This is a genomic window from Paraliobacillus sp. JSM ZJ581 (assembly GCF_044383835.1).
In the GTDB taxonomy this organism is placed as follows: Bacteria; Bacillota; Bacilli; order Bacillales; family Amphibacillaceae; genus Paraliobacillus.
Window position 1 is genome coordinate 130,706 of sequence record NZ_JBISEP010000005.1, and the last position, 11,872, is coordinate 142,577.

Sequence of the window (11,872 nt, forward strand, 5' to 3'; positions counted from 1 at the left end):
TTCGTAAATTATCTATTTTGTTGACACTAAGTTTCGAGGTTATTATGATGAAAATGTAACAAGGGGGATCACTCGAGTGAAAATCGCAACAATTCGATTAAAGGAGTATATTGATCAGGCAAGTACAACAGAGCAGGGGATTATTTCATATATTTTAAAGTATCCAGAAGAAGCTTCAAAACTTACGATTTATCAGTTAGCAGAACAAACTTTTTCTTCACCATCTTCCATTATTCGACTTTGTAAAAAGAATGGTTTTACTGGGTATAAGGAATTTTCCAAATCATTAGTATACGAACAAGCGGTAAGGAAAAATTATAAAAATAAAAAGATTGCTGATGTAACCCAAGCTGATAGTGTTAAAGAAGTAATTGATAAAGTAACAAATAAGAACATTCTATCATTAGAAGAGACGGCGAGTTTGCTTGATTATGATGTCATAGGCGATTGTGTTGAATTAATCCATGATTGTGAAAAGCTGGTTTTGTTTGGGATAGGTGCTTCATTAATTGTTGCAAAGGATGCACAACTTAAATTTACTCGAATTAACAAAATGGTCTATGTAGCAGAAGATTGGCACACACAATTACTAATGGCTAGGAATATGACATCAAATGACATTGGAATAGTGATTTCCTATTCAGGAGAAACACAAGAAATGGTTCAATGCGCAAAAACAGTGAAAGAAAATCAAGCAAGGCTCATTTCTATAACGAAGTATGGAAACTCAACTATTTCTGAATTAACTGACTACAAGTTATTTGTTGCAGCAAATGAATACGCTTTCCGAAGCGGGGCGATGTCCTCACGTATATCTCAATTGAATTTAGTAGATATTTTATATACATCATATGTAAATATGCAGTATGAAAAATCAATAAAAATTTTAGAAAAGAATCAGATAAGAAAGGGGTCTAATCCAAATGATTAACCTAGATAAAATGACAACAGAACAGCAGAATACAAGGACATTAAATCTTGACCAAATGTCTATAATAGAAGCGTTGACAGTTATGAACCAAGAAGATCAGCAGGTTGCCAAAGCAATTGAATCTGCGCTACCAAATATTGAACAAGCAGTGAAAGGTATTATTTCATCTTTTGAAAATGAAGGTAGGTTAATTTACGTTGGAGCTGGTACAAGCGGTAGGTTAGGTGTACTTGATGCAGCTGAATGCCCACCAACATTTGGGACTCCGCATGAGATGGTGGTTGGTCTCATAGCTGGTGGAGAGAAAGCATTTACTAAAGCAGTAGAAGGTGCAGAAGATAATATGTCTTTGGCTGAGCAAGATCTTAAAGATTTAGAGATAAATGAAAATGACATTGTTGTTGGGTTAGCGGCTAGTGGACGTACGCCGTATGTCATTGGCGCCTTAAATTATGCGAATGCTATAGGTGCACAAACGGTTGCTATTGCTTGTAATCAAAACTCTCAAATTGGAGAAGTTGCAAATATTCCTATTGAAGTCGTAACAGGACCAGAAGTTTTATCAGGTTCTACCAGATTAAAAGCTGCGACTGCTCAAAAGTTAATTTTAAATATGCTTTCTACTATTTCTATGGTTGGAATTGGCAAAGTATATAAAAATTTAATGGTTGATTTAAAAACTTCCAATCAAAAATTAGAAACAAGAGCATTACGTATTGTGATGGCTGCTACAGATGTAGATATAGAGACAGCAGAGCTCAAATTAAAGGAGAGTGATGGGAATGTGAAGTTGGCGATTACCATGATTCTATTGGGATGTAATGCAGCAACGGCTAAAGCAAGTCTTACGAGGGCAAATGGACATATCAGAAAGACATTACAATAAAAAGATAGGAGAGTGGATATTATGTCAAAACAAAATGAACAATTAATTGATGAAATTGTTAAACGAGTTGGAGAAGAAGGGAATATTCAAGCAGCAACGAATTGTATGACACGTTTACGAATTCGTGTGCGAGATGAGAAAAAGGTGAATATTGAAAGTTTAAAGCAATTAGATGGTGTGATGGGTGTTGTTGAAGCTGAAACCATTCAAATTGTTGTAGGTCCTGGAAAAGCTAAAAAGCTAGCTGATTTGTTGCTGGAACGATATAACATATCTGAGGATCAAGCGCCAATGAGTGATGGAGATCAAAAAGTAACAGGTAATTGGCAGGAAAATAAGGAATCTATAAAACAAAAACAGAAAAAAGGAAAACTAAAAGCTGCACTCGAAACAATTTCTGGAATTTTTATTCCGATGATTCCTGCTATTATAGCAGCTGGTATTTTTAATGGCTTTAGTGGATTGATTGGCACATTACAAGGAGAAGGAACGCTAACAGGAGAATTTTGGGAAGCAACACGATTACTATTTTCTCTAATTGGAACAGGTTTCTTAGGTTATTTTGCAATTTTCACTGGGATAAATGCAGCGAAACGATTTGGCGCAACGGAGGCATTAGGTGGAATGGTTGGGGCAATTTCAATCGCTTCCCCACTTATCGAGCTTTCTAGTCTTTTTGGCCTTTATGATGCAGAACAACCACTAAATTCCATTTTAACCACAGGAAAAGGTGGTATCATCGGTGTTATATTTGGTGTGTTCATTTTAGCGAAGATAGAAAAAGCGCTACGCAAACGGATACCAGATGTACTAGATCTAATTGTTACTCCAGTTTTAACACTTCTTATCACAGTCGCTTTATTCGTATTTGTCATTATGCCTGTATCAGGTATCTTCTCTGATTGGCTTGTAAGTGGATTAAGTGTAATTATCGGTTCTGATAATACGATAGTAAGTATCATTTCTGGATATATTTTAGCAGCAGCTTTCTTGCCAATGGTGTTACTCGGTCTTCATCATGGATTAATTCCAATTTATGCAATCCAATTAGAAGTACTAGGCGGCGTTTCATTATTTCCAGTTTTGGCAATGGCAGGCGCAGGTCAGGTCGGTGCTTCGATCGCAATTTATCTTATTAGTAAAAAAGTTGGTAATCAACGTATGAAGCAAGTAGTCGCAGGTGCGTTACCAGCTGGAATTCTAGGGATTGGTGAACCTTTAATTTACGGGGTTACATTACCATTAGGAAAACCGTTTATTACTGCAGGACTAGGTGCAGGTTTTGGAGGAGCGTATGTAATGATGGCGCAAGTAATGGCAAATGCTTGGGGGCCTTCAGGACTTGTTGCTGTTCCTCTAATGCAGGCGGATAAAATGATTCATTACGTTATAGGTATTTTTATTTCTTATATTGGTGGTTTTATTATTACACGATTATTTATCAAAGGTGAGGATGTAGCGAATGCTTAAACCGCTCGGGTTCTCAGTGTATGTATCAACTTTTGAAAAACAAATACCAATGTTGAAGGAGGTAAAAGGTACAAACAGTTATGTCTTTACTTCATTTCACATTGAAGAAGAGGTTGATACAAACTATGTATCAAAGGCAAGAGAAATGTGTTTGTGGTTACATCAACATGATTTTCAGATTATAGCAGATGTGTCGCCAAAAACATTAAGGATATTTGGTGTTGCGGATGTTTTAAGTCTGATGAAAGAGCTATATGTTTCTGTTTTACGACTTGATTATGGCTTTAGTAAACAAGAGCTTAAGCAGTTTGCGCAAACAACTCCAATAGCATTAAATGCTTCTACGATTGATATAACTGACCCTTATTTAGTAGAGGCTAATGAATTATATGCTATGCACAATTTTTATCCTAGGCCTGAAACAGGTTTAGATCTCGACTTATTTCAGTCAATAAATCAAATTGTTTCACAAAAGCAATCTGTAAATCTTATTGCTTTTATTCCGGGAGATGCAGCATTGCGCGGCCCTATATATGAGGGCTTACCAACATTAGAAAAACATCGAAATTGTCCACCGTATGTTGCGTATCTTGATTTAATCAAAAATAGTGTAGTGAATCAAGTATTTATAGGTGATGTGCTACTTTCAAACGAACAGCTGCAAATGATAGAAGCGTATCGAAGCGGTGAAATAATAACAATCCCAGTTACATTTGAAGAAGAAAACAGTCATCTATACAATCAAGTATTTACAATTAGAATTGATTCTCCAAAAAGTCTCATGCGATTGCAAGAATCAAGGGAATACGCAAGTCAAGGTGAAATAATTGAACCACATCAATGCTTCGATCGTTTTAGAGGAACCATTACAATAGATAATAAGAGATATAAACGTTATTCTGGAGAGATACAAATCATGCGTGAAAATCACATCAGAGATGAACGCGTGAATGTTATCGGCCAAATTGCAGACGCTTATATTCCTATTGTAGATTGTATTAAAAATGGTGATAAAATTCGATTTGTTAAGATGTAATAAGCGCTAGTAGTATAAATGGAAGTATATGGTGAATAATGAAAACGTAGACCTAATTAGTAACGATTAGATCTACGTTTTTTCTCGTGAAAAATGGTATGAAAATCTCGATATTCGTATGAACATTAGACTTATTACTCTTTGTTAAGGGAAAAACCAATCAATTCACTGCTCATAAAAAAGTTTTGATACGTCGATTGTTTTTTAGAAATTAGATATAGTAGATATATTATTTGTTCCTATTGTTCAAGTTTATTTGGCTATAGGTTGAACACCCCTCCGTTGTAAAATACTGAGCTGATGATAAGATTAATGTAGGAGGCACTTCTAATGAAGAGTATATCAACAAACATCAGCCAATTAAGAAAAGCCATGGGTTTAACACAAGAAAAGTTAGCTACTTTGACGGGAGTTAGTACAAGTGCCGTAAGTAAATGGGAATCCGGAACATCTTTTCCAGACATATCGATTTTAAGTCCGTTAGCAAGAGCTTTGAATACCGACTTAAACACTTTACTTAGTTTTAGTAAAGCGTTATCTGATGAGAAGTATCGAGAAATAACAGCTGAACTAGATAAGCGATTTGTTTCATCTTCCTATGAAGCAACTCAGGAAATTGCAGAAAAGTATATCGTTGAATATCCAAATTCAGAAAATCTTAAATTATCAATTGCTAGTAAATTAGTTTTATTTGCTAGATATGATGAGCTAAGTGATGAAGACAAAATTAAAATTCGTTTAGAAAACGCGTTACAATTACTTCAAGCATTAGAACTTAGTTCAAATCCTGAAATTAGAGAACAATCCCTTTTTATTCAAGCACAGGTATATCTAATGTTAGAAGAATTTTCTAAGACCGAATCATTACTAGAACAAATCTCGACACAACAACTTGATACGTCTCCATTGTATTTAGCGGTATTGCAAGAACAAAATAAAAAGAAAGAAATTATTGAATATGGAAGTTTTCAGCTATTCGAAACAGTTAATAAAGTCTGTTTCTTACTAGACTTCATGGGGAAATCGTTAAAAGAAAGTAATCAAACTAGAGCATTACAATATTATGAGCTATCTCATAAACTTCACAAGATTTTTGAGAATAACCTTGATTACTCTAGCCATGCGATAGCTATGATATATCTCTCTGACGGACAATATACAGAGAGTGCAAAATGGTATTATCAATTTGTTAAGCGTTTGATTGATTTCCCTTATGACTTTAGTTCACATTCATTGTTTAGTAATGTTAAATTGAAACTGGATGCTTCTCTACAAATGGAAACAAGAAAAAAACTTGTAAAATCTACACTTGATAATGAATTTTATCCAGAGCTAGCAAATAACATTGAGTATAACAATGCTTTAAAACGAATGAAAGACTTTTTGTCTGAAAAATTATAAATGCTTCTAAGCGTTAACCAAATAAACGATAATAGTTGTAAGGTGTATGAAATAGTTCGGTATCTCTTTTAAGTAATAGCTTCCAACAGGCTTTTAGGTGTCAGTATTTTTTAAAATCTTCTCCATTAGATCTCTTAAACCGATACATAATGGGCACAAGTGCTTGATTCATCGATCTGGAAACGAGTTTATTTCTGCGGTTCAAGTATCATTCTGTCATACATTTAATAATGTTGGAATAGAAATTACACGATTAATTTGAAACATAGAATGAAAAAATGACGTTAGTGAGTTTTTACTCATCAATGTCATTTTCTGTATAACCAAGATTTAAATCTCTTTTTCTGTTTTCAACTGTTCTAAATCAGAGAGTTGAATATTTTTTTCCATGATCTTTGTTATTTATTTTAATACTTTATCAATTTTTACATTATTTTGTTCTCATTGTCTATCGATCTCTTCATTATTGTAAGAAAACAACTGCTACCCTTTTTATTCCTTTCCTCCTACTTTAACAAATACTTTATCCATTTCTTTTTACTGATCGATATGTATGGAATGTTGCTCCAGTGGAGAAGCAATTCCATTAACCGTTAGTATTTATTTTATCCCTTCAGTTTGAGGATTACCAACTGTAACAGTGTTAAGGATATAGAGATATTTAAGGGAATTAAAATGATAGAGATTTCTAAAACAACTCCCTCATTTATGCTCCACTTAGTTTAAATAGTAAATATTTAGTGGAGTTTCAACTAGTTACTAGAATTTTAAAACAATTTTTGGTATTATAGTATATAATTAGACATTTCGACATATGTATTATAGTATCATTTTAAAATCGGCTTGGCGGAACAATTTTTGCAGCTATAATTGCTGGTACTGTAGCGCTTAGTTCTATAACAGCTTTTCGTATTTTGAACTATTTTTCTCGATTTGGATGGAGAGCTACAACATAGTACTAAGACTATAATCTTTGAAGTTGAAAGGGGGATAAAATTCCCTTTCAACTTATTATGGTGGGGGAAGTAAATGGAGTTATGGACTCAATTAAAGTCATGGATATATTGGAAAGCTAAGGTTAGATGGATTCAAATGTGGAGTAATTTTAAGCTATTAGGTATCTTGCTTGTTTTTCCAACATCTTTTTTCTATTTGGCTATAGAATTTTTGGGGGATGTTTGTTATATGCTTTAATTTCTCTAACGGTTACTATAATGCGGTATTATGTAATAAAGATAAGCAATTGTTTAAAGGGTAAAGGTATAATTTCAAACTTCTTAATTCCGGTTGTTTTAATTACAATTGTTTACGTAGGGACATCAATCATTTCACCATGGATTGTCAAATTCCCAGGAGAACCAAAAGGTGAAGAATTGCTAATGATAGATCAGTATCTTGGGTGGATTATTCTTGGTGGAGAAATTATATGGGATGAAGTTCAGAATTATTTATGGTTTTTTGATCAACTGATCTATTTACAATACGCTTTAGGAAGAATACTAACCTTTGGACCTGATTTCAGTTGTTGATGACCTTAGTAAACTATACAATTTTGATTATCTGCTTGTCATACACTTGTTTGATAGGTATTAGAAGAAAGGACAATACAACCACCATGAAATGCAGTAAGGAAGATTCATTAATTTTTAACTTATTTTATAAAGTATTAAAGCTAATACCAAATGACCATCTTGTTTAATAGGTTCTGTTTTAGCAGATGAAGATTATCCAATTGCTGTAGAGACTTATACTAAATATATGGGAATGGTTAGGGAAATCAATAACGTTTTAGCAGATCTTAAAGAATGGAAGGAAAAGAATGACTTAATAAATTGTAAATTCACACTCCCTATCAGTTACTTATTGAATAATAAAGATGAAGAACTCGATTTTGTGCATGAGCATTACGCTGAACATATTGAAAGAAGTGAAATATTAAAAAAATTGTTGAAACAGGCGCTATAATGTATACAGAATTAATTAAAAAATTATACCAAAATAAAATAATAAATGAACTAAAAAAACTTAATTTTAATCAATACCATATTAATTTGCTATCCAAATATATTTATTAACTAATAAATTTCAGGAGGAAAATAAAAATGCAAAATATGGTTCGTTTTTTGATACCTAACGCTGATGTGTTGGGATAAGTAAAAGAAGAGAAAGTAAGTCTAATTGGGGTTGGGAAGCGATTTTGAATGTATTTTTTAACCAGAAAGACAAGCAGAATACTTTTTATTGGCAATAATAGTATGAATATAAAATATTAATTCATCTTTCAAGGAGTTAAAATGAAAAAGTCTAAAAAAACGAACCTATTTAGCTTGCTTCCAATACTATTCACATTTGGTGTAGTGTACTATTTTGTTGTGATGGTTATAGAGTTTCCGTTGATAGGCATGGAGGTGGAAAAAGAAAACAATCATTGGGTGGTAACGAAAGTACGTGAAAACAGCTGGGCGTCCACCCAATCGATAGAAAAAGGGGATATATTGGAATTTGTTGATGGTAAAAAACCAGAACAACATTCTACCGTAGTTTTTTTTGACAGGGTAGAGAAGACAAAAACGATAACTATACGAGATAAAAATGAAGCCGTTCAAACACTTTTTACCTCGTATAGTTATTTGAATGCACAGCAAGTAGTGTATTCTATCTTACCGTTTTTATTTATCCTTATGACTATAGTATTAAGTATGTTTCTATACCGAAATAAAGAAAAAGACAAATTGTCAATCATTCTAATCTATTTTTTATTGTCCTTAGGAATTAGTTATCTGAGTTCGTCTGGGTCTACACGCGGTGATATTATTGGAACAATATTGAATACCATTACATTACCAGGTTCTCTAATTTTATTTATTCATTTTATTAAAGGTTATTTATTATTAAATTTTAATGTCACGTTTATAAAAAATAGATCAATCGTAACCATATATATAACCTATTTTATTATTTTAGCACTGATGATTGGTAATCTTTTATTTTATAATTTTAATGTTAATTTTGTGACCATCCAATTACTTTTTCTTCTATCCTTAATCGGTCATTTATTTTTTCATCTGATACAATTTTATTTTACATACAAAAACACTGAAAAAAGTAATGTTTTAAAAATTCTTTGGGTTGCTTTATTTTTGGGCTTTAGTCCTTTCATCAGTTTATATACAATTCCTAAAATTTTCTTTAAAAACGAGCTAGTTCCAGCTAAAATTGCGTCTATTTTCTTAATTATCATTCCCATAACATTTATTTATTTATATCAAGCAGAGAAGTTATTTGATATTGAGTTTTTATTGAATAAGTTACGATACTATGCTTTACTATCATTCCCGTTTTCTATTATCAGCCTGTTATGTTTATGTCTAATTCTTAATATTGACCTTTTATCTGGTTTAGCTATGATTATTTTATTTCTTATATTTACAGGTACCATCCTACTCTTATATATCAAAGAATATCTAGACTATAAAATGAAACATCATTTATTGGCTCCAAAAAACAAATTTGAAACGAGTTTATATACTTTCTTTCAAAAGGCAAAACATGAAACAAAAGTAGATAGTTTAATTTCTAGCCTCAAAAATGAAATCAGAAATATACTGATGGTAAAAAAAGTTCTATATATTGAAGTAGTTACGGATGTTAATAAAAAAAAATGGTCTATTGAGCACCGAAATAATTATCCGATGTCTCTTGTAGAATATGTAGAAAGTATGAGGTGGGATAATTATCAAGCTGGCTCTTTAATAGAAATGGTAGACGGTTTTGGAATAGTTATTAGTGAAAATTCCAATAATAAACGCATAATATTTTTTGGTATGAAGAAATCTAAAGCAAATTTAAATATTCAAGAAAAAATATGGATTGAAACATTAGTCTATTTTTCAAGTATTCTACTTGAGAATTTTCGGTTAATTGAGCGCTTAGTTGAGAAGATTGAGGATTATAAGAACGAATTGGAAATAGAAAGTTCGAATTATCCTCCTTGGCTATCTAGATTAATGTTCTTTTTATCTGAAAAGGAAAGAAAAAATTTATCAATTGATTTACATGATACAGTACTTCAAGAACAATTACAGATTTTAAGAGATTTTGAAGCTTTAAATAATAGAGTTACAGATACTGCTATAAAAAACGATATATGCAATCTCAGAGAAAAAATTATCGATAATATTCATTTAATTAGAGAAACTTGTCATGACCTTCGACCTCCTTTTTTAAATGAACTAGGCATTATTGAATCCATTAAAAATTTAATTGATCAGACAAATTTACGAGCGAATTTTGTATTGAAATCTGAGCTTGATTACTCCATTCAACTATTTAATAAAGAATATGAGCTAATGTTATATCGTGTAGTACAAGAGCTTTTAAACAATGCAGTGAAGCATTCCTTAGCTTCTGAAGTTTCTTTATCCCTTCAAGAAAATAATCAGGTATTAACAATGAAGTATACTGATAATGGTCAAGGATTTGATAGGGAAAAGCTAAAACATTCTTTTGATACAATGGGCATTTTGGGTATTAGAGAAAGAATAAAAAGCATAGATGGAAGAGTGGATATTAGCTCTGCTCTAGGAAAAGGAACACAGGTGATAATTAAAATTAACACAGGAGATGTTGGCTATGATTAATGTACTAATTGTCGACGATCACCCGTCTGTAGGACAGGGAACTAAAACGATTATAGAGACAGAAACTGATATAAAAGCAAGGGTTGTCACAGTTGTTAATGAGGCCATGGAAATTATTAAAAATGATAATTTTGAAATATATTTAATAGATTTATACATGCCTGAAATAAACGGTATTGAACTTACCAAAATGATACTAAAAGTTGACCCAGAAGCTAGAGTTCTTATTTATTCAGGATTTGATTTAATAGCTCATTATAATTTTTTAATTGAGGCAGGAGTTGCAGGATTAATTAGTAAAACAGCAACGAAAGAACAATTGATCATCGCAATTAGATGTGCAATGAGAGATGAAGCAGTCATTCCACTACAGTTATTAACACAACTGAGAAGGATTAACACAGAACCTTCATCTAGTGAAGGAAAACAAAACTTGGGAGATATTTCATTATCTAGTAAAGAACAGCAAATATTAGATGGAATTGCAAACGGCTTAACCAATAAAGTCATCGCTATTGATTTGCGCATGAGTCAACGAACGATTGAATATCATTTAACCAAAATTTTTTTAAAGCTAGGAGTTGGTTCAAGAACAGAAGCGCTATTAAAAGCGAAAGAATTTGGACTATTATCTAAGCAGTTAATGTGATGAATATATTTATACTTCGTCATACTAGGATACCCGCAAATAGGTTGTGGAAAATAGCAGGTGGATTTACGGTGAAATTTTACAGAACCTATGAGAGAATCTATAGTAAGGATATCCTTTGAATTTTTTCAACTGATTAACAACAGTTAACAAAAATTGGAGGTAGGTATTTTTATGAAAAAGAAAACGAAACAGTTTATTTGCTCGATGTTGGTAGTTGGCACAATTGTATTAGGTGGAAATACAGCGTTTGCGGCATCTTTTGGGAATGCTTCTAGTGGAGCGTCTTCTGTAGAAGTTTTTCAAATTAAATATAATGGTGCCGCATGGAATTACAGTCGTTCGAAATATAAATCCACTTCGTTTAAATATTCACGAAATGGTAGAACTTTACTTAGTAAAACAGCCTATAATAGTAAAGTGACAGGTTCTGTTTGGGACGATATAAGATGGGGAGACAAGTATACTACGAAATTTAATTGGTACCGTGGAGCACGTAGATAATTTTTCCTAGTTTGAATTTTTAAAATATCTGCTTAACAAAATTTAATGAAATATCTATGTGATTTAATTATTAATGAATTACAGAAAATGGTTCGGGCCTGATAGATTTTTTCTTCCTAGGCCCGGTTTTATATTGATATCGATTTTAAAATCTTATAAAGTACCGCATTACTTTAATCATGAATAATAACTTATTGTTTTTACAGCTGTGTAGTTGGTATTTATTAAAAGGTGACGCTATAAATTTATAGATGACAACTTTGGTTCTCACCCAAAATTCACATAAATGCTTTATAGTACTATTCACTCTGTTGGAGATTCACCCGTTTAAGGAAGGAGTAGTTTGTGAAATATT

10 protein-coding genes are annotated in these 11,872 nt (G+C 32.2%); all 10 read left to right on the top strand.

Features of this window, described 5'->3' with window-relative positions:
• The first annotated feature begins 76 nt into the window (after nucleotides 1–76).
• The 10 genes from ACH6CY_RS05155 (at nucleotide 77) to ACH6CY_RS05200 (ending at nucleotide 11,517) form a co-directional block, all read left to right on the top strand.
• On the top strand, nucleotides 77–931 hold the full coding sequence (locus tag ACH6CY_RS05155) for a MurR/RpiR family transcriptional regulator (RefSeq protein WP_374066200.1): 855 nt from the start codon (nucleotides 77–79) through the stop codon (nucleotides 929–931).
• Nucleotides 924–1,817 (top strand): N-acetylmuramic acid 6-phosphate etherase, encoded by an 894-nt coding sequence (gene murQ / locus ACH6CY_RS05160; protein WP_374066201.1) that lies wholly within the window; start codon nucleotides 924–926, stop codon nucleotides 1,815–1,817. Before ACH6CY_RS05155 ends, murQ begins: the two co-directional genes overlap by 8 nt.
• 21 nt (nucleotides 1,818–1,838) lie before the next feature.
• Complete coding sequence (locus tag ACH6CY_RS05165; protein ID WP_374066202.1) at nucleotides 1,839–3,287, top strand: PTS transporter subunit EIIC; 1,449 nt, start codon at nucleotides 1,839–1,841, stop codon at nucleotides 3,285–3,287.
• Entirely contained in the window at nucleotides 3,280–4,323 is a 1,044-nt protein-coding gene (locus ACH6CY_RS05170; protein WP_374066203.1) for a MupG family TIM beta-alpha barrel fold protein, read from the top strand. Before ACH6CY_RS05165 ends, ACH6CY_RS05170 begins: the two co-directional genes overlap by 8 nt.
• A 330-nt stretch (nucleotides 4,324–4,653) precedes the next feature.
• On the top strand, nucleotides 4,654–5,724 hold the full coding sequence (locus ACH6CY_RS05175; protein ID WP_374066205.1) for a helix-turn-helix domain-containing protein: 1,071 nt from the start codon (nucleotides 4,654–4,656) through the stop codon (nucleotides 5,722–5,724).
• Nucleotides 5,725–6,938: 1,214 nt separating this feature from the next.
• Nucleotides 6,939–7,253: a hypothetical protein gene (locus ACH6CY_RS05180; RefSeq protein WP_374066207.1), complete on the top strand. Its 315-nt coding sequence runs from the start codon at nucleotides 6,939–6,941 to the stop codon at nucleotides 7,251–7,253.
• A gap of 229 nt (nucleotides 7,254–7,482) precedes the next feature.
• Nucleotides 7,483–7,689 (top strand): hypothetical protein, encoded by a 207-nt coding sequence (locus ACH6CY_RS05185; RefSeq protein ID WP_374066208.1) that lies wholly within the window; start codon nucleotides 7,483–7,485, stop codon nucleotides 7,687–7,689.
• A gap of 329 nt (nucleotides 7,690–8,018) precedes the next feature.
• Complete coding sequence (locus ACH6CY_RS05190; RefSeq protein WP_374066209.1) at nucleotides 8,019–10,364, top strand: ATP-binding protein; 2,346 nt, start codon at nucleotides 8,019–8,021, stop codon at nucleotides 10,362–10,364.
• A complete protein-coding gene (locus ACH6CY_RS05195; RefSeq protein WP_374066210.1) occupies nucleotides 10,357–11,013 on the top strand; it encodes a response regulator in 657 nt (218 codons plus the stop codon). The genes ACH6CY_RS05190 and ACH6CY_RS05195 overlap by 8 nt, the downstream gene beginning before the upstream one ends.
• 174 nt (nucleotides 11,014–11,187) lie before the next feature.
• Nucleotides 11,188–11,517, top strand: coding sequence for a hypothetical protein (locus ACH6CY_RS05200; RefSeq protein ID WP_374066211.1), 330 nt, complete (start codon nucleotides 11,188–11,190; stop codon nucleotides 11,515–11,517).
• Nucleotides 11,518–11,872 lie beyond the last annotated feature (355 nt).